The organism is Clostridioides sp. ZZV14-6153, assembly GCF_020657855.1.
Lineage (GTDB): Bacteria > Bacillota > Clostridia > Peptostreptococcales > Peptostreptococcaceae > Clostridioides.
In genome coordinates this window covers 245,929-271,189 of the sequence record NZ_JAGWCZ010000001.1, presented here as the reverse complement: position 1 = coordinate 271,189, position 25,261 = coordinate 245,929, and the positions used below count along the sequence as shown (strand labels likewise).

Annotated in this window: 22 protein-coding genes; 2 read left to right on the top strand and 20 right to left on the bottom strand. The window is 29.3% G+C overall.

Going from position 1 to position 25,261, the window contains the following annotated elements; all coding sequences use genetic code 11:
* Nucleotides 1–3: 3 nt before the first annotated feature.
* The 19 genes from KGF46_RS01280 to KGF46_RS01190 form a co-directional block, all read right to left on the bottom strand.
* Nucleotides 4–249, bottom strand: a complete 246-nt coding sequence (locus KGF46_RS01280; RefSeq protein ID WP_003419503.1) for a YlmC/YmxH family sporulation protein — start codon at nt 247–249, stop codon at nt 4–6.
* A 34-nt stretch (nt 250–283) separates the two neighbouring features.
* Nucleotides 284–1,531: a M16 family metallopeptidase gene (locus KGF46_RS01275; protein WP_227856518.1), complete on the bottom strand. Its 1,248-nt coding sequence runs from the start codon at nt 1,529–1,531 to the stop codon at nt 284–286.
* Between the two features lie 156 nt (nt 1,532–1,687).
* Entirely contained in the window at nt 1,688–2,431 is a 744-nt protein-coding gene (locus KGF46_RS01270) for a polysaccharide deacetylase family protein (RefSeq protein WP_227827201.1), read from the bottom strand.
* Nucleotides 2,432–2,815: 384 nt separating this feature from the next.
* Nucleotides 2,816–4,216, bottom strand: a complete 1,401-nt coding sequence (locus tag KGF46_RS01265; RefSeq protein WP_227850158.1) for an MDR family MFS transporter — start codon at nt 4,214–4,216, stop codon at nt 2,816–2,818.
* A gap of 47 nt (nt 4,217–4,263) precedes the next feature.
* Entirely contained in the window at nt 4,264–4,680 is a 417-nt protein-coding gene (locus KGF46_RS01260; protein ID WP_227854606.1) for a MarR family transcriptional regulator, read from the bottom strand.
* A gap of 250 nt (nt 4,681–4,930) precedes the next feature.
* A complete protein-coding gene (gene pnp, locus KGF46_RS01255; RefSeq protein ID WP_227836148.1) occupies nt 4,931–7,042 on the bottom strand; it encodes a polyribonucleotide nucleotidyltransferase in 2,112 nt (703 codons plus the stop codon).
* Between the two features lie 124 nt (nt 7,043–7,166).
* Nucleotides 7,167–8,012, bottom strand: a complete 846-nt coding sequence (locus tag KGF46_RS01250) for a DegV family protein (protein WP_227854582.1) — start codon at nt 8,010–8,012, stop codon at nt 7,167–7,169.
* A gap of 238 nt (nt 8,013–8,250) precedes the next feature.
* Nucleotides 8,251–8,508 (bottom strand): 30S ribosomal protein S15, encoded by a 258-nt coding sequence (gene rpsO, locus KGF46_RS01245; protein ID WP_227434225.1) that lies wholly within the window; start codon nt 8,506–8,508, stop codon nt 8,251–8,253.
* A 103-nt stretch (nt 8,509–8,611) separates the two neighbouring features.
* Entirely contained in the window at nt 8,612–9,541 is a 930-nt protein-coding gene (locus KGF46_RS01240) for a bifunctional riboflavin kinase/FAD synthetase (protein WP_227854583.1), read from the bottom strand.
* A 131-nt stretch (nt 9,542–9,672) separates the two neighbouring features.
* A complete protein-coding gene (gene truB / locus KGF46_RS01235) occupies nt 9,673–10,578 on the bottom strand; it encodes a tRNA pseudouridine(55) synthase TruB (RefSeq protein ID WP_227827196.1) in 906 nt (301 codons plus the stop codon).
* Nucleotides 10,579–10,590: 12 nt separating this feature from the next.
* A complete protein-coding gene (locus KGF46_RS01230; RefSeq protein ID WP_227854584.1) occupies nt 10,591–11,574 on the bottom strand; it encodes a DHH family phosphoesterase in 984 nt (327 codons plus the stop codon).
* The gene (gene rbfA / locus KGF46_RS01225) at nt 11,555–11,935 is read right to left on the bottom strand and encodes a 30S ribosome-binding factor RbfA (protein ID WP_227434221.1); all 381 of its coding nucleotides are present in this window, start codon (nt 11,933–11,935) and stop codon (nt 11,555–11,557) included. Before rbfA ends, KGF46_RS01230 begins: the two co-directional genes overlap by 20 nt.
* A 42-nt stretch (nt 11,936–11,977) precedes the next feature.
* Nucleotides 11,978–13,918, bottom strand: coding sequence for a translation initiation factor IF-2 (gene infB, locus KGF46_RS01220; RefSeq protein ID WP_227850156.1), 1,941 nt, complete (start codon nt 13,916–13,918; stop codon nt 11,978–11,980).
* Between the two features lie 21 nt (nt 13,919–13,939).
* Complete coding sequence (locus tag KGF46_RS01215) at nt 13,940–14,251, bottom strand: L7Ae/L30e/S12e/Gadd45 family ribosomal protein (RefSeq protein WP_227434219.1); 312 nt, start codon at nt 14,249–14,251, stop codon at nt 13,940–13,942.
* Nucleotides 14,241–14,522 (bottom strand): RNase P modulator RnpM, encoded by a 282-nt coding sequence (gene rnpM / locus KGF46_RS01210; RefSeq protein ID WP_227434218.1) that lies wholly within the window; start codon nt 14,520–14,522, stop codon nt 14,241–14,243. The genes KGF46_RS01215 and rnpM overlap by 11 nt, the downstream gene beginning before the upstream one ends.
* Nucleotides 14,523–14,528: 6 nt before the next feature.
* Nucleotides 14,529–15,683, bottom strand: a complete 1,155-nt coding sequence (nusA, locus tag KGF46_RS01205; RefSeq protein ID WP_227827193.1) for a transcription termination factor NusA — start codon at nt 15,681–15,683, stop codon at nt 14,529–14,531.
* 29 nt (nt 15,684–15,712) lie between these two features.
* Nucleotides 15,713–16,174 carry a ribosome maturation factor RimP gene (gene rimP, locus KGF46_RS01200; RefSeq protein WP_227827192.1) on the bottom strand — a complete coding sequence of 154 codons (462 nt, stop codon included), beginning with the start codon at nt 16,172–16,174 and terminating at the stop codon, nt 15,713–15,715.
* Between the two features lie 212 nt (nt 16,175–16,386).
* Nucleotides 16,387–20,685 carry a PolC-type DNA polymerase III gene (locus KGF46_RS01195; RefSeq protein ID WP_227850155.1) on the bottom strand — a complete coding sequence of 1,433 codons (4,299 nt, stop codon included), beginning with the start codon at nt 20,683–20,685 and terminating at the stop codon, nt 16,387–16,389.
* Between the two features lie 212 nt (nt 20,686–20,897).
* The gene (locus KGF46_RS01190; protein ID WP_227841964.1) at nt 20,898–22,715 is read right to left on the bottom strand and encodes an SH3 domain-containing protein; all 1,818 of its coding nucleotides are present in this window, start codon (nt 22,713–22,715) and stop codon (nt 20,898–20,900) included.
* 314 nt (nt 22,716–23,029) lie between these two features.
* Here KGF46_RS01190 and KGF46_RS01185 point away from each other — a divergent pair, with 314 nt between their 5' ends.
* A complete protein-coding gene (locus KGF46_RS01185; protein WP_227827189.1) occupies nt 23,030–23,767 on the top strand; it encodes an NAD-dependent protein deacylase in 738 nt (245 codons plus the stop codon).
* A 118-nt stretch (nt 23,768–23,885) separates the two neighbouring features.
* Nucleotides 23,886–24,206, top strand: a complete 321-nt coding sequence (locus tag KGF46_RS01180) for a MazG-like family protein (protein ID WP_009905401.1) — start codon at nt 23,886–23,888, stop codon at nt 24,204–24,206.
* Between the two features lie 213 nt (nt 24,207–24,419).
* Here the strand turns inward: KGF46_RS01180 and KGF46_RS01175 are convergent, their stop codons facing one another.
* The gene (locus KGF46_RS01175) at nt 24,420–24,569 is read right to left on the bottom strand and encodes a hypothetical protein (protein ID WP_227827188.1); all 150 of its coding nucleotides are present in this window, start codon (nt 24,567–24,569) and stop codon (nt 24,420–24,422) included.
* Nucleotides 24,570–25,261 lie beyond the last annotated feature (692 nt).

Genomic DNA, 25,261 nt, shown 5'->3' with positions numbered 1-25,261 from the left:
CTCCTAAATATATCCCTCATATTCTATAATTATCATATCATTGCCTATTTTTTTTACATTTCTCCATGGAACTTCTAAAAATGACTTATCTTTTCTTCTGGCAAAAAAGCCTTTTTCTTTTGGAATTAAAAGCGCCAATATCCCGCCTGTAGTTTCATCTAGTATAAGGTCACACTCTCCAATAACTCCTAATCTTTCTCCTGTGACTAAGTTAACTATTTCCTTACCTGCTATTTCAGATAAATTCATATTTTATACCTCCAGAGATTCACTTTTTAAAATATTAATCCAAATGCAGAATATCTTCTACATCTCTTCCAACTATACATGTACCAATATTTTCTATATTGAATACCTTATCAACAACTTTTTTTACTGAATTAATATCAACATTATTTATACATTCAAGTATTTCATCTGTAGTTTTTACTTTTTTACTCAACAACATAGATTTACCAGTAGACATCATTCTACTGCTAGTACTTTCTAAATCCAATATATAATTACCTTTTAGTTGTTCCTTACTTTCAAATATTTCTTTTTCTGTAAGATAATTTTTTCTTATATTTTCAATTTCTTCTTTTATTAAATTATAAACATCTTGCAAATTTTCTGTACTCATACTTGCGAATATACCTAATTCACCACATTTTCTGTATAGTGTTTGTGACGAGTATATTGAATATACTAAACCTTTTTCCTCCCTTATCTTCTGAAAAAGTCTTGAGCTTATACTTCCACCAAAAATATTGTTTACCACCGCCATTGAATAAACTTCATCATCATTTTCAAATGGAATACCTTTTAGACACATAGCTAAGTTTACCTGTTCAGTATCTTTGTTTTTTGATATAAAACAAGGATTAAACTTGGCCTCAGTTATGTCTATACTTAAGCTTCTCTTTTTCCAGTTTCCAAATTTAGATTTAAGTTTATCTACCATATCATCAAAATCAAAGTTTCCAACTATAGAAATAACAGCATTATTTGGAATATAATATTTGTTTAAGTACTCTAACATAGACTCCTTAGTTATATTGTATAGAGAATCTTTTGTCCCAATTATATTCATCCCTAAACCATCATTAGCATATATATTTTCGACTAATAAATCATAAGATAAATCGTCTGGAGAATCTTCATACATCTTAAGTTCCTCCAATATTATAAGTCTTTCCTTATCTATATCATTTTTATCAAATCTAGAATTTAGTATCATATCACTTAATACATCTATTCCTGTATCTATATGCTCATCTATTAATTTTACATAATAACATGTACATTCTTTACTTGTAAATGCATTGATTTGCCCACCTAAATTGTCAATTGTGCTAGCAATCTCTTTTGAGGTTCTATTTTTGGTTCCTTTAAACATCATATGTTCTATAAAATGAGAAGTTCCACTTACCTCTTCTTCTTCTATTCTAGACCCTGCATTTATCCAAATACCTAACGTTATTGACTTTAGATATGGTATTTCTTCCCCAATTATTGTAAGCCCATTTTCCAGTATTTTTGTCTTATACATTACATTCTCCTAAAAATTTATTCTTTATGTTACATTGGATTATTGAAAACACTATGTTCTAATTCTATTTATTTTTATATGTATTACATTATAAGTCAGTCTTTTAATTAATTCAACTACAACTTATACAATCTTAATCAAATATTTATACTTTGTCTACTTAAATACATCACTAAGTTTACCTGGTTTTAATCCTTTTTCTCTTACAATTGCTATAATATCATCTATACATTTTGTCGTTGCATCAGTTGGGTGCATTAAGATTATACTACTATCTTTAATATCTTTTTTCTTCATTCTATCTATAATTACTTCTGGTTGATCTTTATATTTCCAGTCTATAGTGTCAGCATCCCATTTAATTGAAGTATATCCTAATTCTTTAGCAGCCTTTACTGTTTCTGCTCCAAAAGAACCTGCTGGAGCTTGAAAAAACTTAGTCTTCTCATTTATAATTTCTTCAATTATCTTTTTAGAGGTTTCTATTTGTTCATAGTTATCCTCATATGATAGTGTCGAATAATCTAAATGTTTGTATCCATGATTGCCTATTTCATGCCCTTGTTTCTTTATCTTCAATAATTCGTCTTTATTTTTTTCTGCCCACTTCCCAGTTACATTAAAAGTAATCTTTACATTCTCTTTTTTAAGAGTTTCCAAAATAGATTCTATGTACTCTGTTTCCCATCCAAGGTCTACGTTGCATGTTAATGCAACGTATCCACTTTTATCTTTTGTACCTCTCTCATATGGTAAATCTACTCCATTAAACAAGTTAAAAACGGGCTTATTGTTAAACAATTTTAATACCATTACCCCTCCTGATAATCCTAATAATATCACTAAAATTAGTATTATAATTTTTTTGAGCTTACTCTTATTAAGTACCATCATTATCATTAAAACTCCCCCTAATTATGTACAAATTGTTTCTTATTTAATACTATTAAAGGAAAGCTCTATTTATGCACTAAATATAACATAAACCTTTCTCTGTATATCAATAAAAAATTCTATTAAAAATCTCTTAAATAAACCTATATTATTAAACAGCTTTTTAATTAGCTCTTTACTTTTCCTATCATTTTAGAATTTCCTACAGTACTTTCTACTGTTACTTTTAATACAAGAGTATGTAATACATTTTATATAAAAAGCCTCTGTTAGAAAGAGTAACAGAGGCTTTTTATTTCATGTTCAAAAGTTTAATTTCATACTTGAAAATATATTATAATAACTAGAATATGTTTATGTAATTGTACTTTTGAAATCTATAAATAATCTTTAATTTGTTGATTTCTTTAAACTTTTTCTTTCTATAAAAAAGAGAGCCACTAAAAGCTGAACTACTGCAACAATTGAAATACAAATAAATGCAACATCTATTCCAAATACATTTGCTGTAGTATTTGTCATACCTCGTGATGTTACTGTAGCAGTTGTCATTACTGCAACAAAAACTGCTGAGCCAATAGCACCAGCTATTGTACGCAATGAAGTAAGTAATGCTGTTCCATGAGCAATATTTTTTTCCCCAAGCACACTCATTCCCCAAGTAACAATAGGCATCATAATTAATCCAATAGCTATCAGACGTATAATATAAAAAACAGAGATATACAATACTGAAGTATCTTTTCCTACAAAAGATACACCAAGACAACTTATTGCCAAGAATATACTTCCACATACAACTAGCTTTCGTATTCCAAACCTATCATAAAATCTACCTGCAAAAGGACTTATAAGTGCCATTACAAGAGAACCTGGCATCATAATGAGACCACACTTAGTTGCTGAAAATCCTCTTACTGTCTGGATATATATTGGAATTAAAGTGGAACCTGCCATCATTACAACATATAGAAGCATACTTATAATTACAGCAAGTCTATAACTTTTATTCTTAAGAATACGAAGTTCTAGAAATGGCTCTTTTGAGTGAATCTGACGCAAAGAAAATGCTATAATTGATACTATACCTACAAATAATGGCAAAGCAATATTTATACTGAAAAACTCAGTTGTTCCAATATTCCCAAGTCCAAGCAAAAGGCCACTAAATCCCACTGCACATAAAATCATAGAAAACGTATCAAATGATTGTTTTTTTGTCTCTATTACATTTTGTAACACTCTAGATGCTATAATAATGTCAATAATACTTATAACTAAAGAAAACCAAAAAATAGCTTGCCAATTAAAAATATCAATGACAATTCCTGCTAGAGTTGGCGCAAATATTGGAGCAGCACCAGCAGCCAAACCGTATATACCCATTATGGAGCCCATTTGCTCTGCAGGATAAATTGTTAAAATTATTACTTGTGTCATAGATAGCAACACTCCATTACCCATTGCTTGCAATATACGTCCAAACAAGAGAGGTGTAAATGAAGATGCACTAGCAGAAAGCAACAATCCTACCGCAAAAAGACTCATAGCACTAATGAAAAGTGGTTTTGTTGGAAATCTCCTAATCAAAAATGCAGTTGCAGGAACCATAATTCCCATAGCAAGTGTATATGCACTAGTAAGCCATTGAGCTGTTGTGGCTGATATATTTAAATCCCCCATCATAACTGGCAATGCAGTAGTAAGAGATGTCTGAAGTAATGAGCCAACTATAGATCCAATCAATAGTACAGCAAAAATCATATTTCTAGATTGCTTATTTAAATTCATGTCTTTACCTTCTTTCTGTTTTTATTAGCAACGCTTAAGAAATATCTCTATTTTTTATCTTCAAAAAACTTTATAATCTTTTTTTGAATACGTATGTAAGCAATAGCATCTTCTGGACCTAGTGCTTTTAAAAATTTAACTGTATACTCTAAAAATTCTTTTTCATTTATTTTCTGCTGTTGTATTCCCTTAGGCATTAATTGAACTAGTGTCTGTCTACCATTTTGTGGGTCAACACAGCGCTCAATCATTTCCTTTGATTCTAACTGATTAAGAATAGCAGACATTCTAGCAGTACTAACATTCATAGTACTACTTATTTCTTTTGGGTTTACTTTTTTATTGTTTTTAGATAAATAACCCAATACAAATTTTTCACCACTTTGTATATCTGCAATTTTATCTTTATGTGGTATTTTTACCATCAACGTCTTAACCTTTCCAAGTTCAAGTGCTAATTCCATATAGTCCACATTATCACCTCCTTAATCGCTAACACTATTAGTAATTTACCATATATTGTCAATAAAATCAATATTAACATGATGTTTAATAGTCATTATCACATTAGCAATAAAATATTATAATAAGAGATTATATATTCGTAATGATACTTAATTATTTAGCACTTAAACTTCTCAAATATTTGTACTAAGTATATTTATACAATAAAAAAGCAAAACCCTAAGATTTTGCCTTTAATTATTTAATACATTATTTATTTTTATGCTCTGGTTTTGGTAAAAGAACTTTTCTAGATAAGTTAACTCTTCCTTTTTCATCTATTTCTGTAACTTTAACTTCAACTTCATCTCCTATATTTAATACATCTTCAACCTTAGCAACTCTTTCATGAGCTATATGAGATATATGAAGTAATCCTTCTTTTCCTGGAAGTATTTCAATAAATGCTCCAAAATTCATTATTCTACTTACTTTACCTTTGTAAGTTTTTCCTACTTCTGGTTCAATAACTATATTATTTATAAGTTCTTGAGCTCTATTAATCATATCAATTTCAATACCTGATATGAATACTTCTCCAGTTTGTTCAATATCTATCTTAACTCCAGTTTCATCTATTATCTTAGTTATTATCTTTCCACCAGGTCCTATTACATCTTTTATTTTGTCAGGATTTATTTGCATTTTAACAATCTTAGGTGCATATGGTGAAAGCTCTGGTTTTGGTTGAGATATAGTTTTTCTCATTTCTCCTAGTATATGAATTCTACCTTCCTTAGCTTGTTTTAAAGCACGTTGTAGAACTTCTTTATCTATACCATCTATTTTTATATCCATTTGTATTGCAGTTATACCATGTTCTGTCCCAGCCACTTTAAAGTCCATGTCTCCTAAGTGGTCTTCCATACCTTGTATATCTGAAAGCACTGCTACCTTGCCATCATGCTTTATAAGTCCCATTGCTATACCTGCAACCATGTCTCTTATAGGCACACCTGCATCAAGCAGAGATAATGTTGAACCACATACACTCGCTTGAGATGTAGAACCATTTGAACTCAATACTTCAGAAACTAATCTAATAGCATAAGGGAAGTCTTCTTGAGATGGTATCACTGGTAATAAAGCTCTCTCAGCTAAAGCACCATGTCCTATTTCTCTTCTACCTGGACCTCTTGATGGTCTAGCTTCTCCAACACTATATGCTGGGAAATTATAGTGATGCATATATCTTTTGTTTTCTTCTTCATCTAATCCATCTAACTTTTGAACATCTCCTAAAGCACCTAAAGTAGCTACATTAAGTACTTGAGTTTGTCCTCTAGTAAATATAGCTGAACCATGAGCTCTAGGTATCATACCAGTTTCACACCATATAGGTCTGATTTCTTCTAATTTTCTATTATCTGGTCTTACATTTTCATGCACTATAAGTTTTCTTACTTCTTCTTTTATTATATCTTGTAATACTTCCTCTATATCACCAATAAGTTCTTCAAAATTTTCAATAGTTTCTTCAAAATGAGCTAGAGTTTCTTCTTTAACTCTATCCATCTTTTCCATTCTTTCTAATTTTTCAAAAGTTTGAACTGCATCTTTCATCTTAGCAGTTGCAAATTCACGAACCAATTGAGTTATTTCTTCTCCTGCATGGTATAATTCAACAACAATTTTTTCTTTTCCAACTTCTGCAACTATACCATCTATAAATTCAACCACTTTTTTTATTTCTTGATGAGCAAATAAAATAGCATCTAGCATTATATCATCTGGAACTTCATCTGCTCCAGCTTCAACCATCATTATTGCTTCTTTTGTACCTGAAACAACTAGATGCATTGAACTTTTCTCTCTTTGCTCTGCATTTGGATTTACAACGAATGCACCATCTACAAGACCAATACATACTGAACCTGTTGGGCCATTAAATGGTATATCTGATATAGAAAGTGCTATAGATGAACCTATCATTGCTACTATATCTGGTGTGCAGTCTTGATCTACTGATAAAACTGTTGCAACTACCTGAACATCATTTCTAAATCCTTTTGGAAATAATGGTCTTATTGGTCTATCTATCAATCTTGATGTAAGTATCGCTTTTTCTGAAGGCTTACCTTCTCTCTTTAAAAAACCTCCAGGTATTTTACCTACAGAGTATAATTTTTCTTCATAATCTACACTTAAAGGGAAAAAGTCTATTCCGTCTCTAGGCTTAGCTGACTTAGTTGTATTTACCATTACCATACTGTCGCTGTATCTAACTATACAGCTACCGTTAGTCATTTCACAAATTTTTCCTATTTCTACAGAAAGTTCTCTCCCTGCGAAATCCATTTTAAATATTTTATGTTCAAACATTAATGCTTGTCCTCCTCTTATTAAAAACACGTATATCACTCTATTTACTATATTATCAAAAATACTATAAATTAACAATATAAAAATTATCTTTGCCTATATATGCAAGAAGCTTATATTTCTGCTAATTAGAACAACTTATAGCTAATATATCTGGCCCTGTATGAGAACAAATAGAAACTCCACCTCTAGTAAACAAGACTCTTCTTGCTTTTATTCTTTTATTTACTTCTTCTTTTAATATTTCACAATCATGTAGATTATCTCCACAACCTATTGTTACTATTTTCCCTTCTAAAGACCCTTCATTCATTTCTAAAATTATATCTACTAGTTTACTTGCTATATTTTTTACTCCTCTAACCTTGTTTACCAACTTAGCTTCCCCATTATCAAAGAAAAATATAGGTTTTATATTCAACATATTTCCTATTAAAGCAGTTGCTACTGGAACCCTTCCACTTTGTTTTAAGAAATCAAGGGTATATGGAGCAAAAAGTAATCTTATACTGCTACGAATGTTTTCTAACTCATTTATTATTTCTTCAAACCCTAAACCTTCTTCAACAAGTTCACAAGCCTTTATAACATATTGCCCACTACCAAGTGATAAGTTTCGAGTATCAAATATATGTATTTTTTCTTTTTCATTCATATCATTTTTAGCTATTACGGCACTTTGAAAAGTTCCTGAAGCATTTGATGCACCTGTTAAACAGATTATATGGTATCCATCTTCTATAAACTTATCAAATACTTCTTTAAACTCCATATATGTAGCTTGTGAAGTCTTAGGTATTTGTTTTATTTCTTTTACTTTCTTGTAAAACTCTTCTTTATCTATATCCACTCCTTCTATATATTCTCTATCATTAAAAATAACTGTAAGTGGAACTATTTCTATACAATCTTTCTCTGATATTTCATCTGGAATATCGCACAAACTATCACATACTAACTTTATTTTCAAAATAATTTCCTCCTTATTCTAACTAAATATTATAGTATAAAATTTCTATATTTATCTTGTCTTTCCTTTTTAATTGATTATGTATTTATATATTACCTTATATTCTTACCCAATATTATTCATTTTATAATTTTTTATAATGTATAAATTACTTTTATTATTAACTATTTTACTCTATAATAAATTAACTATAAAAAAGCAGGTATACACTATACCTGCTTTTTTATAAAGAATGAAATTACTTTCTTAATCCTAATTTAGCTATTAATGCTCTATATCCTTCAAGATCTTTTTCTTTTAAGTAAGCTAATAAGTTTCTTCTTCTACCAACCATTTTTAATAGTCCTCTTCTTGAATGGTGGTCTTTCTTATGAGTTTTTAAATGTCCATTTAGATCATTTATTCTAGCTGTTAATAAAGCTATTTGTACTTCTGGAGAACCAGTATCTCCTTCAACTCTTCCATATTCTTTGATTATTTCTGTTTTGTTTATCATTTAGATTACCTCCGTATTTTTTTAGAAACGCCTATTACTAAGCATTGATTGGAGTATTCAAAAGCTGAGTAATGGTTATTTTCCTTAATCATTTTATCATACATTACTTGTTTTTGCAAACATAGTTTTCATATACATAGTTTGTGTCATTAGACAATTGATTTTTTAAGTCATTTATTGAATTAAATTTTCTCTCATCCCTTATTCTTTCCAAAAATTCAACAATTATATTTTTACCATAAATATCTCTGTCAAATTCTAAAATGTTTGTTTCAATAGACAAAGATTTTCCATTAACTGTTGGGTTATAACCTACATTTGTAGCACCAAAATAAACCTCATCTCCAATATGTACAATAGAAGCATAGATACCTCTCTTTGGAACGAGCATATTATTCTTAAGGTCAATATTTGCTGTTGGGAATCCCATAGTTCTTCCAAGGTGTTTAGAATGTATAACACACCCTTCTAACTTGTAATTACGACCTAAATACTCTTTAACATTAGTCATATCACCTTGGGATACTAAACTTCTAATATAAGTACTACTCACTCTTACATCATTTATTTTGATTGGTTTTATTACTTCCACCTCAAAACCAAATTCATTTTCTAAGCTCTTTAATAGATTGACATTCCCTTCTTTAGCTCTGGCAAACGTAAAGTCATGTCCAATCACTATTTTTTTAGCCTTTAATTTTTTTACTAGTATCTCCTCTACAAAATCATTTGCAGGTATTTTAGTCATATACTCATCAAATGGTATAATTACAACTATATCTATTCCCAATTCTTCTAATAATTTTATTTTGTCCTCATTACTTATAATATTTTTTGTTGAGTTTGGTCTAAAGTAGTTTACAGGATGATTTGCAAATGTAAATACAATACTCTGTATATTTTCTTTTTTTGCATATTCAACTGCTTTTTTTATAAGAACTTGATGTCCTTTGTGTATGCCATCAAAATTCCCTATGGTAATGACACTTTCTTTTATGTTTGCTATTTCTGCTATAGATTTTATAATCACCATAATAAATTTTCCCCACTAAAATTATAATTTACTCTTAACTTATTCACAAACTATTATAGCATAAGTAAAAGAGATAGACTATAGAAGTTATTATAGCACTATCTCTTTTGGTGTTTTTTCAAATACATTGATTATATAAACATCTTATCACTTTTAACACTTACTGTATTATTATGTTTTGATAATTTTCCTAATCCTAAGAAGTTATCTTTACTATATACTCTTACAAATTCATCATCTTTACTGAGATTGTTCTTTAAAAATCTCTTATCATCTATTGAACCACCATTACTATAATATTTTATAGCATTAGGGTTTAATACAATATAATTAAACGAATCTAATACATAATCTATATCATATAAGTGTTTATCCAGAGTTTCATTTGCATAAAATAATTCTAATTCTTCTAGCGTTATCGAATTTTCCAAGTTAAATTTACCAGAAGATGTTCTATTTAAAAATGACATATGTCCTCCACATCCTAGATATTCTCCTATATCATGGCAAATGCTTCTCACATAAGTCCCTTTAGAACATTCAACATAAAACATTACTTTATTACCTTTTATACTAAGGATTTTTATATCTTTTATGTTTATTCTTCTAGTTTTTAAAGTAATCTCAGAGCCTCTACCACTTCTTACTAAATCACACATTCTCTTTCCATTTACTTTTAAAGCTGAGTAAATTGGAGGAAGTTGATCTATTTCACCTTTTTGTGTATCAAAAGCTCTTTCTATATCTTCATTACTTAACTTAAAATCATCAATTTTTTTTATAATTTCTCCAGATGAATCATAGGTATCTGTACTTATACCTAAAGTAAGTTCACATATATACGATTTATCTTTGTTTAAAATAAGTTCACATACTTTTGTAGCTTTTCCTGTACATATTGGTAAAACACCTGATGCATCTGGGTCAAGAGTACCTGTATGCCCAACTTTTTTCATATTTAAAATCTTTCTTACCCTACTTACAACATCATGAGATGTCATACCTGTGGGTTTCAATATATTTATAATCTTATTCATTTTATTGTCACCTTAAATTGATTTTAACACTGCCTCTAATACCATTTGTTTAGCATTATCAATACTATCTTTGATAGTACATCCAGCAGCTCTTATATGACCACCGCCACCAAATACTTTAGCTATTTCACTTACATCAACATAATTTTTTGACCTAAAACTCACTTTAATTTCATCTTGTTTTTTTTCTTTAAATAAAATTCCAACTTCAATACCTTTTATATCTCTAGTATATGTTGTTATACCATCAACATCATTGAAACTCATGTTATTTCTATTCATCATATCCTGAGTTAAAATTATACTAGATACCTTTGAATCAAATATCTCCAAAGATTTTAAAGCTTCACCTAATAATTTGTAATAATCAGAAGAATTACTTTGATATATATTTTGTATTATAATATTTTTTTCTGCACCTAAAACAAGTAAATTCTTTGCCATTTCAAAACTACTTGCATGCACATTTGAATAGGAAAAATTTCCAGTATCAGTCACAAGACCTGTATATAAACATGTTGCTATATCTTTATTTATAATCTTAATGTCTTTTATTTCTTGAAATCTAACCAATAAATTATACACTAGTTCACAAGTAGAAGATGCATCAATATCTACATAGTTTAAATCTCCATATGAATCATTACTAGCATGATGGTCAATACAGATTACTTTTGATGCATTATTTTTGATTTCATCACTTACACATATTCTCATCTTATCTCCGCAGTCAAGTGCAATTAGAGAATACTTATTTATATCAAATTCATGAGACTTATAAATTTCTACACCTTCAACTAAAAATTTTAAATTCAATGGGGCTTCATCATCAAGTACATAATATACATTTTTCCCTAAACTTTTTAGTGTATAATACATTGAAAGTGTTGAACCAATATTATCTCCATCTGGACTAATATGAGAGGTAACTATAAAATAGTCACCCTCATATATATAATTTATAATACTATCAATATTATTCATCATAATTTTCATCCTCATTTTTTTGAGTATTTTTTTCATTTACTCTCTTTATAAGACTATCCATATACATTCCTTTTTCTATTGAATCATCAAGTTTAAATATTATCTCAGGAATATATCTAAGCTTTATATTTTTTCCTACTTCTCTTCTTATATACCCTCCAGCACTCTTAAGTCCTGCTAATGTAGATTCTTCATCTCCACCTAGAATACTTACATATACATAAGCATATCTTAGGTCATTTGTAACTTCTACATCAGTTACACTTACCAAAGATGTTATTCTAGGGTCTTTTACTCCATTTATAAGCATAGTGCTTACTACTTTTCTTATTTCTTCTGCAATTCTTCTTGTTCTATTATATGATGCCATACCATCGACCTTCTTTACTAACTGATTTTCTTTGATACGAATTTATAATTTTCTTTCTACTTCTTTAGTTATATAAGCTTCTACTATGTCGCCTTCTTTTATGTCATTATAATTTACAAAACTCATACCACATTCGTATCCAGAATTAACTTCTTTTACATCATCTTTAAATCTCTTAAGTGCTGCAAGTTCACCTTCATGTATTATTATACTATCTCTAACTAATCTTATTTTACAGTTTCTAAATATTTTACCATTAGTTACATAACATCCAGCTACTGTTCCAATACCAGATATTTTATATATTTCTCTTATTTCAGCTTTTCCTGTTTCTTCATCAACATATTCAGGATCTAACATACCAGTCATAGCAGCTTGTATATCTTCTATAGCCTTGTATATTATAGTATATGTTCTTATATCAACATTTTCCTTTTCTCCTAGAGATTCTGCGCCTGGAACTGGTCTTACATTGAATCCTATTATTATTGCATTAGAAGCTGCTGCAAGTAATATATCTGATTCTGTTACAGCTCCAACACCTCCATGTATTACTTTAACTTGTACTTCTTCATTTGATAATTTTTCTAAAGATTGTTTAACTGCTTGTACTGAACCTTGTACATCTGCTTTTATAACTATGTTAAGGTCTTTTATAGCACCTTCACTCATTTGACTAAATAAAGCATCTAGTGATAATCTTTGAGTTGATTTTAACATCTCATCTCTAGCTAATTGTTGTCTTCTTGCTGCTACACTTCTAGCAATTTTATCTGTTGGAACCTCAACGAATTGGTCTCCACCTTGTGGAACTTCTGATAGCCCTAATATTTCTACTGCTGTAGATGGTCCTGCTGTCTTAACTCTTTTACCTTTTGCATTTATCATAGCTCTAACTTTACCACATGCAACACCTGCAACGATTGGATCACCTACTGTTAGAGTACCACCTTGAACAAGTACTGTTGCAACTGGACCTCTTCCCTTATCAAGCTCAGCTTCTATAACAGTTCCTACTGCTCTTTTATTTGGATTTGCTCTTAATTCTTCTATTTCAGCAACCAACAATACCATTTCTAAAAGTGTATCTATTCCTTCTTTTTTCTTAGCCGATACTGGAACTGCTATTACTTCTCCACCCCAGTCTTCAACTAATAATCCTTGGTCTGCTAATTCTTGTTTAACTTTATCTGGGTTTGCACCTGGTTTATCTATTTTATTTATAGCAACTATTAAAGGAACTCCTGCTGCTTTAACATGGTTTATTGCTTCTACTGTTTGAGGCATTATACCATCATCTGCTGCAACAACTAATATTGCTATATCTGTAACTTGTGCTCCTCTTGCTCTCATTGATGTGAAAGCCTCATGTCCTGGTGTATCTAAAAATACTATTTTTTGGTCATTGATTTTAACTTCTGAAGCGCCTATATGCTGAGTTATTCCTCCAGCTTCACCTGAAATTACATCAGTTTTTCTTATTGCATCTAGTAAAGATGTTTTACCATGGTCAACATGTCCCATAACCGTAACAACTGGTGGTCTAGATTTTAAATCCTCTTCATTATCTTCTTCAATTTCCATTAAAGCTTCTATTTCTAAAGCTTCTGTATCATCACTTTCTGCTACTGTTAATTCAAATCCATAGTCTTTGGCAGCTAAAGCAGCAATCTCAAAATTTATCTCTTGATTTATTGTTGCCATAGTTCCCATTTTCATAAGCTTCATAATTATTTCTGATGGAGATTTATCTAATTTAGTTGCTAATACTTGTACTGTCAACTGTCCATCTATTTCTATAACATTTCCATTTTCTTGAGATGAATCTTCACTTAACACTTCAAGTGCTAATTCTAACGCTTCACCTTCTAATACTGAATCTTTGTCAGTTACATTAATATCTAATTCAGCTAACTTATTTATAAGCTCTTCATTTGATATATTTAATTTTTCTGCTATTTGGTATACTCTTGTTTTTGACACAAGATCACCCCCTATTTTATTTTAAATTTCTATTAGTTCAATTATCTTTTTAGCGAAATTTTCATCTTTTATTCCTACGACTGCTCTTGGAGATTTTCCTATTGCAAATCCTATTTCATCTTTTGTTGAAAAAAATAGATATGGAATATTTCTAAAAGTTGATTTATCTTTAAAAAGTTTTTTTGTGTTATTTGATGCATCTTCTGCAATTAAAATTAATTTTACTTTTCCTTTTTTTAAGTCAAGCAAAGTTGAATCATCACCAGACACTATTTTCCCTGCACGAGTTGCGAGTCCTAAGAACGAGTGTATCTTTTCTTTATTATTTTTCATATTCTTCTAACTCCATAAGTAGATTATCATAGACTTCATCAGGAACATCAATTTTAAAAGCTTTATTTAATGCTTTGCTTTTTATAGCTTTTTTTAGACATTCAGAGCTTTTGCATACATATGCTCCTCTTCCATTAGCTCTTCCTGTTGGGTCTAAAAATATTTTTCCTTCTTTATTTTTAACTATTCTTATAAGCTCTTTTTTAGAGTCTCTATCTTGACATGCTATGCATTTTCTTTGAGGCACTTTTTTTACTTTTTTCAAAGCCATCCCTCCTTACTCTTCTTCTTTGAAATTATCATCTGAGACATCTAACTCATCTTGATTGATAAATTCAACTTTAATACCCTCATCTTCTATTTCTTTGGATTTTTCAAGATTTATCATTTCTTGTTCTGCTTGAGATTCGCTCTTAATATCTATCTTCCAGTTTGTCAATTTTGCTGCAAGTCTTGCATTTTGACCTTCTTTACCTATAGCAAGTGATAACTGATAATCTGGAACAATAACTAAGGCAGATTTTTCATCTTCATTTATATCTACTTTAACAACTTTTGATGGGCTAAGTGCTGCTGATATAAACTCTGCTGGATTTTCACTATATTTTATTATATCTATTTTTTCATCACCAAGTTCATCCACTATATTTTTTACTCTAAGTCCTTTTGGACCTACACAAGCTCCAATTGGGTCTATTTTTTCATCTATAGATCTTACTGCCATTTTAGTTCTTGACCCAGCTTCTCTTGCCACTGATTTTATTTGAACTATACCCTCATATATTTCAGGAACTTCTTCTTCAAATAATCTCTTTACTAGACCTGGATGACTTCTTGATACAACTATTTGAGGTCCTTTGTTAGTCTTTTTAACTTCAAGTATATAGAATTTTATTTTTTGACCTGCTTTGTAATTTTCAAATGGGATTTGCTCACTTTGAGTCATTATCCCTTCTATTCTTCCAAGATTTACATAAACAATATTTTTATTTGCTCTAGCAACCTCTCCTGTAACTATTTCATTTTCTTTTTCTATAAATTCATTATACACTATTTCTCTCTCAGCTTCTCTTATTCTTTGAACAACTACTTGTTTTGCTGTCTGAGCTGCAATTCTTCCAAAGTTTTTAGGTGTAACTTCATGCTCTATAATATCACCCAATTCATAATTAGGGTTTATCTCTCTAGCATCTGCTAACTCTATTTCTAAGAAAGTATCATATAGGTCTGATTCATCGACAACTACTCTTTGAGAAAATACTTTTATATCTCCTTTGTCTCTATCAAACTCAACTCTAACATTTTGTGCTGAACCAAAGTTTTTTTTGTATGCAGTTAAAAGAGCTTGCTCTATAGTATCTATAAGTATTTCTTTATCTATACCTCTATCAACTACTAATTCGTTTAGTGCTTCCATAAATTCATGATTCATTTTTTATTTCCTCCCTATTTAATATACCACTAAAACTTTATTGCTAATCTAACAATAGCAACATCTTTTCTATTAAATTCCATTTCTTCACCATTTATAATGATTTTTATATTATTATCTTCTGTTAATCCTACAAGTTCACCTTCAAATTGTTTACATCCATTTAATGGTTTATATAATTTTAAATCTACATCTCTACCTTGGTATCTAACAAAATCTCTGTCTTTTTTTAATGCTCTATCAAGCCCTGGAGAAGATACTTCTAAAAAATAATTCTCTTTTATAGGGTCTTTTTCGTCTAATATTGGGCTTAGTTCTCTACTAACTAATTCACATTCGTTTAAAGATATTCCTTCTTCTTTATCTATGTATACTCTTAAGTAGTATTCTCCCGCTTCTTTTACATATTCAACATCAACCATTTCAAATCCATGTTCATCCGTTATTTTAGTTACAATTTCTTCAATTGCTGCTTCTAAATCTTTTTTCATTAAATTACCTCCTATTCAATTGTAAATGACTAGTTTAATTTTATTAAATAATTTTTAAATTAAATGTATTCAATAAAATTAAACTAGTTCTTAATAATATATTTAAAATAAAAGAGTGAGAACAGCTGTCTCACTCTTAGTTTCTGCAAAGTATACTATTTTCTATACTATGATATCATAAAATTCTTTTATTTGCAACTTTTTGAACTAACCTAAAACAGAGACAATTGGTTTTCATCGCTCATATTTTCAAGTGAGCCATGATTAGTAAGTGTTTCTATTACTGTTTTTGATACTTTTGCTCTCTTTCTTAAATCTTCTTTTGATATAAATTCACCATTTTTTCTTTCATTTTGAATATTTAAAGCTGCATTTCCTCCAAGGCCTTGTATTGCTGCCATTGGTGGAAGTAATGTTTTTTCTCCAACAACTATAAAGTCACTTGCATCTGATTTATATATATCAACTGGTAACAACTTTATCCCCCTTGCATACATTTCAAGAGCAACTTCTAATACAGTCAACATACCTTTTTCCTTTGTAGTTGCATCATTTCCCAATGATTCAATCTCATTTATTTTTGATTTTATAGTATCCAAACCCTTAACAATTAAATCTGCATCAAAATCTTCCACCTTTGTAGTAAAGTAAGTTGCATAAAAGGCTTCTGGGTAATGTACTTTACAATATGCAATTCTAAATGAGGTCATAACATAAGCAACAGCATGTGCTTTGGGGAACATATATTTAATCTTTTTACATGAACCTATATACCATTCTGGAACATTATTTTTCTTCATTTCTTCAATATGTTCTGGTTTCAAACCTTTCCCTTTTCTTACACTCTCCATTATTGTAAAACTCATCTTAGGAGGTAAGCCTTTAAATATTAAGTAGTTCATTATGTCATCTCGTGTAGATATAACATCTTTTAATCCCACTATATCTTCTCTAACTAAATCTTGTGCATTGTTTACCCAAACATCCGTACCATGAGAAAGACCAGATATACGTACGAGCTCTGCAAATGTAGTGGGTTTTGTGTCAAGAAGCATTTGTCGTACAAACTTAGTTCCAAATTCAGGTACAGCAAGACATCCTATAGGACAATTTATCTCTTCTGGTGTAACTCCTAACGCTTCTGTAGATGTAAATAAAGACATAGTTTCTTCATCGTCTAGAGGAATTTCTGTTATATTTATTCCAGTAATATCTTCAAGCATTCTTATGATAGTAGGACCGTCGTGTCCAAGTATATCAAGTTTAAGTATCCTACCACTTATTGAATGATAATCAAAGTGAGTAGTTATAACACCACAAGAAGTATCATTTGCTGGATATTGTATAGGTGTAAAATCATATACATCTTTATAGTCTGGTATAACCATAACTCCACCAGGATGCTGTCCTGAAGTTCTTTTTACACCAGTACACCCATTTGAAAGTCTAAGTACCTCTGCATTTGGTACACTTATATTATTTTCTTCTACATATTTTCTTGCATATCCAAAAGCTGTTTTTTCTGCTACAGTACCTATAGTTCCTGCTCTATATACATATCCCTCTCCAAATAATTCTTCAGTGTATTTGTGGATTGTAGGCTGATAATTTCCTGAGAAATTTAGGTCTATATCTGGTTCTTTATCACCTTCAAAACCTAAGAAGACCTCAAATGGAATATCATGACCATTTTTAGCAAGTTTTCTTCCACATTTTGGACAATCCTTATCTGGCAAGTCAACACCTGACCCCCATTCACCTATTTCATAAAAAAAGGAATATTTACAATCTTCATTTTCACAAATATAGTGAGCTGGTAGAGGATTAACTTCTGTTATATCACTCATAGTAGCTGCAAATGATGAACCAACAGAACCTCTTGAACCAACTAAATATCCATCTGAGAGAGATTTTGCAACTAGTTTTTGAGCTATGATATACATAACTGCATATCCATTACTTATTATTGAATTTAATTCTCTATCCAATCTCTTTTGAACTATTTCTGGTATTGGCTCTCCATAAATCCGTTTAGCTTTTTCATAGCACATTTCCCTTAATTCTACATCTGAACCTTCTATAATTGGTGGATATGTATCATCTGGTATAGGTTTTATATTTTCAACCATATCAGCAATCAAATTACTATTTTCAACCACAACTTCATATGCTAACTCTTCTCCAAGATAACTAAACTCCTCCAACATTTCATCTGTTGTTCTAAAATGTAAATAAGTCTCTTCTTCATCTACCTTAAATCCTTGAGAATACTTTAGAACTTTTCTTAAAACAGCTTCATGTTTATCTAAAAAATGAACATCTCCAGTAGCTACTGGAATTTTATTAAACCTCTTAGCTGTATCAATTAATTTTCTATTTAATTCTCTTAACTCTTCTTCATCCTTTACTTCTCCTTTATCAATCATAAACCTATTGTTATCTATAGGCATCACTTCTATATAATCATATAAATCTATTATTTTTTTCATTTCTTCATCAGGTACATTTTTCTTTACAGCTTGAAAAACAACCCCGGCTTCACAAGCTGAACCAATTATGAGACCTTCCTTATACTCATTTAAAATACTTCTAAGGATTCTTGGTGCTCTAAAAAAATGATTTACATGTGCATCTGAAATTATCTTATATAAGTTTTTTATACCTACAGAATTTTTTGCTATCAAAGTTATATGGTTTGTACTAAGCTTTGTATAATCAATTTTTCCAAGAATATTATTCACATCACTTAAAGTTTTTGCACCTTTTTCTGTAAGCATCTGTAAAAATTTATTAAATATAAGTGCAGTTGCCTCTGCATCATCAACTGCTCTATGATGGTTTAAAAGAGGTATACCAAGCTCTTTAGCAACAACATTTAACCTATGTCTTTTTAACTTTGGAAGCATTACTCTGGCTAACATAAGTGTATCTACCTTTTTGTGATTATACATTATCCCCTGTTCTCTACACTTCTGTGATATAAACCCAGTATCAAACTCTGCATTATGTGCAACTAGTACACTATCTCCAACAAACTCCATAAATCTTGGAAGAACTTCTTCAATAGTTGGCTTGTCTTTAATCAATTCATTAGTTATTCCCGTTAATTCTTGTATCTTATACGAAATATCTTTTTCAGGATTTATCAGTTCACTAAATCTATCTACAATTTTAAAATTTTCTATTTTTACAGCGCCAATTTCAGTTATTTTATCATTTGTATTAGAAAAACCAGTAGTCTCTATATCAAATACAACAAACGTCTGAGAAAGTTCTTTATCATTTGCATCTTCTATAATAAGAGAATCATCTTCAACTAAATACCCTTCTACTCCATAAAGTATTTTTATGTTGTTTGCCTTACCAGCATTCATAGCATCTGGGAATCCCTGTACAACACCATGGTCTGTTATAGCAATCGCTGGATGTCCCCATTGGGCTGCACGTTCTACAAGTTTTTTAACAGAACAAATAGCATCCATAGAGGACATCTGAGTATGTGCATGAAGTTCTACCCTTTTTTCTTCTGAAATATCTTTTCTCTCTGGTCTATTTTCTTGTCTAATTCCACTAATCATCATACTAATTTCTCTTTGATATGTATCATAAACTATGTCACCTTTAAGTTTTAAATAAGCTCCTTTTTTAACATTTTCAAGTACTCCATCTTTATTGGTATCTGTTAAAAATAGCTTACAACTTATTGAACTAGTATAATCTGTAATCGATGCTATCATAAGTATTTTTCCATTTTTAAGTTCTTTAGTCTCAACATCAAATATATCCCCAACAACTGCAACTGTTCCAGAAGATGCATTTAATCCAGATATATTTTCAATCATAGCATTTGCATTATCTCCATAGACTAAATTTTCATCAACTTCTGATTTAATAACATAACCTTCTTCTTCATTTTCTTCACACTTATTAATTTGTCCAATTTCCAATGCTCTAATTTTTTCTTCCATTTCCCTATCATTTATTCTTATGAGTCTTTCTACATTTACCTTTTCATCAACAGCTTTTTCAATAGTTATATCTAAGTCCAATCCCAATTCTTCACTAAGAACAGTTTTAAGTACATGAACTACATTTTTTCTTATTAATCTCTCATAAAATATACCCTTTGGGAGTTTTATTTTTAATTCTTCATCTAAACAAAGAAATTCAACTTGCTTATACCATCCTGCAATGGACGGACACAAGTACTTTAATATATACAAGATATTATTCCAATATTTTTTTATAACATCTTTGTTAGATTTTCTTTCAAACCCAGTAAATCTTATTTTCATCTTTATATCTTTAAAATAATCAAGCTTATACATCAATTCTTCTCTAAATTTATCTAAAAGTTCATGGGAAACAATCTCTTTAGACGTTAGGTAAAAGTAAACAATTTTATTTTCTTTAAAATAAACTACTCTATTTATGTAAACTTCTTTAAGTTGTTTTCCAAGGCCACTGTTATTAATTTCTAATTTATCTAAATATTCCTTAACACTTTCCATTTATATCCTCCTTTCCTAACATTATATATATATTATTACCACTTTTTCTCTATTTCTATCTATTACTCACTTATATTTACTTAGAATTAATATTATAACATAAAAATTTTACTAATATTAAGGTTTATATCTAGTAAATTATATACAAAAAGACTACAGATAATTTAAACAAAATGAAAAACTACCCATAGTCTATATTTTTTACTTATGTATTACTTATATTGTGGTACTTCAAAGACTAAACTACTTCCACCACCATAAAGTCCAATTAAATTTTCCATAATTCCAGAAATTCCATTAGCCCAATTTACATCAGTTGCATATTGGTGCCATGTATAATCATAATTCCACTTCATCTTGTAAATAGTATTTTGATTGTACTTAGAACTATTTACATAGTTTTGAGATATCCATTTTGCAGAACCATCTATTGTAGCTTCAATACTAGTCCATCCATTAGAATATGCTGCCTCTGCTCCTGAAACATTAGCACTTTTATCTATTGCTCCTATTCCAAAAAAATTATACACTTTAACTGGCTTGCTAAGAGCTTGACCTTTATAAGAAGTCAATGTCTGGCCTTGTGCAAGTGTAGATTTACCATAAGCAGTTTCCCACATAGCATGAGATACTAGATATACTACATCTATATTATACTTCTTAGCAGCATTTATAAATGCAGCTCCTTGATTCTTAAATACACTAGAAGATAATCCGTTAAGGTACGAATTTAAACTTGACTCTGATATACCACTTCTATAACTATTAATCTTCAAAAATTGCATCATACCTTTTGTAGTATTTGTAAAGTTTTTAGGATTTAAATAATATTCTATATCACTTGAACTAGCATTTACAAATGAACTTGTTCTTTGTGCTGAAAATGTACTAAATTCAGGACTTGGAGTACTTTTTCTATTACCTGGAGCTATTACATTCCCTCCTGCTGTTGCTTTCTCAACTTGTTTACTTATATGAGAAGCTAACGTATAGCTTAGAGATTTGTAATCAATCTTAGCCCCACTTATATTTGCCATACCATTTACTTGTCCTGATGTTGTAGAATCATTATTTCCATTATTGTTAGAATTGTTATTTGAGTTATTATTATTTGATGTATCTGTTGAATCAGATAGATAATTTCCCACAACAAATGCTTCTTTATTATTAAAATTAATTTTAGCCCATCCACTACTTTCTGATATCACAGTTACTTTGCTTCCCTTATAGACCTTTCCTAATTTACTATATGTAGAACCTGGACCACTTCGTACATTTAAAGAAGCTGTATTTACAAATTTATTAGTATCTTTTTTATCAGTACCTTGGCTAGAATCATTTGTATCGCTCTGACCTGCATTTGATAAATACATACTAGATACATATCCATCTTTTCCATTATACTTTATTTTTGACCATCCATTAGATTCTGATATTACTTCTACCTTACTTCCTTTTTGTAACTTACCTAATACACCATAGCTTGTATTTGGACCACTTCTTACATTTAGTGAAGTTGTATTTACCTGCTTAGTTTTTGATTTATTAGTTGAGCTTGATACATCTCCTAGATAAGAACTCGATACATAACCTAGTCTTCCATCATATTTGATTTTTGACCAGCCATTACTTTCTGATATTACTTCTACTTTTTGTCCCTTTTTTAATACAGTTATAACTCTATAGCTTGTTCCTGCTCCATTTCTCATATTTAAACTATTTGAAGTAACTTGTTTTTCTTTATTTGTAGATGTTCTTAAAAAATCACCATTAGATTTTGCTATATATTTTGATGAAGCCCAACCTTCTTGTCCAGATTCAGCTTTTATTTTATACCATCCATTAGAAGAGTCTTTTATTAAAACTTTATCATCTTTTTTAGCAACAAAAGATATACTACTTTCGGCAGTTGGTTCATTTCTTACATTTAAATAATTTATAGTCACTATACCTATTTCTCCATCAGCATGTGCATTTACCATAGTTAATGGTAATACAGCTAATGTTGCTAAAGCTGCTCTTTTCTTCACTTACTTCCCCCGCCCTTCTTTTAACACTAAAACAATTTTAATATAATTATACGACAACTTATGATTTTAGTAAATATTGTCTATTTATATTATGTATACATTTTATTTATACTTTCTTTATTTTTATTTCTGATTTTAATCTATATATTTATATATTGAAAAATATAAATTTTTTTAGCTCGTATAATTTTATTTATGCCCACTCTTTAAATTGATTTTTAAAACATTAAGAAAATACTCAGAATCTAATAAAGTAACATAAACTTTATATTATGTAGTACAATCTATATATAATAATTTTGGAGGTGTAGACTATGGATGCAAATAACCTAAAAGACTTAATATCTAATCATAATAATATAGTATTTTTTGGTGGAGCAGGTGTTTCAACTGAATCTAATATACCAGATTTTAGAAGCTCTACTGGACTTTTTAATCAAAAACTTAATAAACAATTTACTGCTGAGCAATTAGTTTCACATACTTTCTTTGTTAAATATCCAGAAGAGTTCTTTGAATTCTACAAAGATAAACTAATATATCCTAATGCAAAACCTAATAATGCCCACATAGCTTTGGCAAAGCTAGAAGAAATGGGTAAACTTAAAGCTGTTATAACTCAAAATATTGATGGGCTTCATCAAATGGCTGGAAGTAAAAATGTTTTAGAACTTCACGGTTCTGTACATAGAAATTATTGTACTAACTGTGGTAAATTTTTTGATTTAGAAGCTATGCTAAATCTAGGAGGTAATATTCCTCATTGTGATGATTGTGGCTCTATAGTAAAACCTGATGTAGTGCTTTATGAAGAAGCTCTTGACAGTGATGTTATTACTAAGACAATTTCTGCTATAAGTAATGCTGATTTACTGATTATAGGAGGTACATCATTAGCTGTATATCCAGCAGCTAGTTTTATAGATTATTACAAAGGTAAATATATTGCTCTTATTAATAAGGCAAACACAGTTTATGATAAATCTGCATCTCTTGTAATTAATAGACCTATTGGAGAAGTTCTATATGAAGCTGTATTAAGACAAATATAGATTTATTTTACTATTTTTATTATATATATGAGTTTTTATGTTGAATTTAAAGTTTCTTTTTAGCATTATTTTTGTTATAGTATTTTAGTATAAATATATAATTTGAAAGGAGCTTTTTATGAAACTAAAAACTATATCTTTACCAGAACTTAATAATTTAGACCCAACACTGGAGTCTACATTTATCAAAATGGGTGAAGAACAAGGCGAATTAGCTGAATGTATAGGCAAATTCAGAAATCTAAGTGGAGAAAATAATGACTTAGATGAAGTTGATATCATAAAGAAAACTGCTAAAGAATTGATGGATGTGGCTCAAACATGTGTAACTATGATGTTTAAACTAGAAGAGCAATATGGTATTAATCTTGATGAAATACGCAAAGAACATATAAAAAAACTAGAAAAAAGAGGTTACATAAAAAACATAGATAAGTAAACCTTCTATCTCTAAATATTTATTAAAATAAATTTAAAGTATGAAATATTTAATTTCTGTGTAAATTTGCTATTAAATGGTATCTCAAAATGATTTTTTTAGATTGTAATTGAGATACCATTTTTTGTTTTATTTGCATATATTATTTAATATTTTCATAAACGATTAAATTTTATCCAGTATAACGAGTTTTTTGTCAGCAAAATTTTATTTTTAACTTCTATATTGTTCTCTCTTATTTTCATAAATTTTACTATATTCTTCTACTGCTTCCTCCCATGCTTCTATATCTGTTATCCCCTTTTCAATTGCTAATAAATGAACTATCTCAGCTAACTTTGATGCTGATTCTATTATTCCCATTTGTTACACCCTCTCTATTGTCAAATACTTACAAAAACTGTTAATTAGTTCTAATATTTGTTATTATTATTCCCAAAAACTTTAATAAATAAAAATATTTTTATTTTTTGACATGATTCCAATATGCCCACTAAATTTAAAAATTTTTATCTCTTTAAAATTTCTATATAAAATCTTAACTTTATTAAATTTTTTATATATTAAATTGATAGAGGATGAATATATTTATATAGGTACATATTAATTTATTATAGGAGAGAATGCTCTATGTTTAAAATTTTTCTTTTTTCTAGTGAACAGTTTGTAAGTCTTTTTATATTCGGATTATTTCTATATCATTGTCCAAAGCTAACAAAAAATATTTTACCCTATAGTTACACAGTTGAAAAAATACTTTGTACCTTAATGGTAATAGTCGTTGCCTTAGAACAAATTTCAATTATTTCTTCAGGGAATTATAGCACCTTAAATTCCTTACCAATTGGAATTAGCCATATTTGTCTATACATATGTATAGCTATATTAGCTTTTAAACAGTATCATTTTTTTAACATATTTTTTTCTTGGAGTTTAGTCTGTTCTGTTGGAGAACTTATTTTTTCTAAAAACTTAGGATACGAATTCCCTAGCTTCATATATTTTCTATTTATCTTCTCTAAATGTTTGATAATATATGCAAATATTTATATGGT

Coding starts and splice junctions, on each gene's coding strand:
- truB (WP_227827196.1), bottom strand. CDS start 10,578: ATGAATAAGATTATAAATATATTGAAACCCACAGGTATGACATCTCAT.
- KGF46_RS01230 (WP_227854584.1), bottom strand. CDS start 11,574: ATGAAAATTATGATGAATAATATTGATAGTATTATAAATTATATATAT.
- nusA (WP_227827193.1), bottom strand. CDS start 15,683: ATGAATCATGAATTTATGGAAGCACTAAACGAATTAGTAGTTGATAGA.
- KGF46_RS01215 (WP_227434219.1), bottom strand. CDS start 14,251: ATGAAAAATAATAAAGAAAAGATACACTCGTTCTTAGGACTCGCAACT.
- rbfA (WP_227434221.1), bottom strand. CDS start 11,935: ATGGCATCATATAATAGAACAAGAAGAATTGCAGAAGAAATAAGAAAA.
- rnpM (WP_227434218.1), bottom strand. CDS start 14,522: ATGGCTTTGAAAAAAGTAAAAAAAGTGCCTCAAAGAAAATGCATAGCA.
- KGF46_RS01180 (WP_009905401.1), top strand. CDS start 23,886: ATGAAACTAAAAACTATATCTTTACCAGAACTTAATAATTTAGACCCA.
- rimP (WP_227827192.1), bottom strand. CDS start 16,174: ATGAAAAAAGATTTAGAAGCAGCAATTGAAGAAATTGTAACTAAAATA.
- KGF46_RS01260 (WP_227854606.1), bottom strand. CDS start 4,680: ATGGAATTAGCACTTGAACTTGGAAAGGTTAAGACGTTGATGGTAAAA.
- pnp (WP_227836148.1), bottom strand. CDS start 7,042: ATGTTTGAACATAAAATATTTAAAATGGATTTCGCAGGGAGAGAACTT.
- KGF46_RS01195 (WP_227850155.1), bottom strand. CDS start 20,685: ATGGAAAGTGTTAAGGAATATTTAGATAAATTAGAAATTAATAACAGT.
- rpsO (WP_227434225.1), bottom strand. CDS start 8,508: ATGATAAACAAAACAGAAATAATCAAAGAATATGGAAGAGTTGAAGGA.
- KGF46_RS01240 (WP_227854583.1), bottom strand. CDS start 9,541: ATGGTGATTATAAAATCTATAGCAGAAATAGCAAACATAAAAGAAAGT.
- KGF46_RS01175 (WP_227827188.1), bottom strand. CDS start 24,569: ATGGGAATAATAGAATCAGCATCAAAGTTAGCTGAGATAGTTCATTTA.
- KGF46_RS01280 (WP_003419503.1), bottom strand. CDS start 249: ATGAATTTATCTGAAATAGCAGGTAAGGAAATAGTTAACTTAGTCACA.
- KGF46_RS01185 (WP_227827189.1), top strand. CDS start 23,030: ATGGATGCAAATAACCTAAAAGACTTAATATCTAATCATAATAATATA.
- KGF46_RS01275 (WP_227856518.1), bottom strand. CDS start 1,531: ATGTATAAGACAAAAATACTGGAAAATGGGCTTACAATAATTGGGGAA.
- KGF46_RS01270 (WP_227827201.1), bottom strand. CDS start 2,431: ATGATAATGATGGTACTTAATAAGAGTAAGCTCAAAAAAATTATAATA.
- KGF46_RS01265 (WP_227850158.1), bottom strand. CDS start 4,216: ATGAATTTAAATAAGCAATCTAGAAATATGATTTTTGCTGTACTATTG.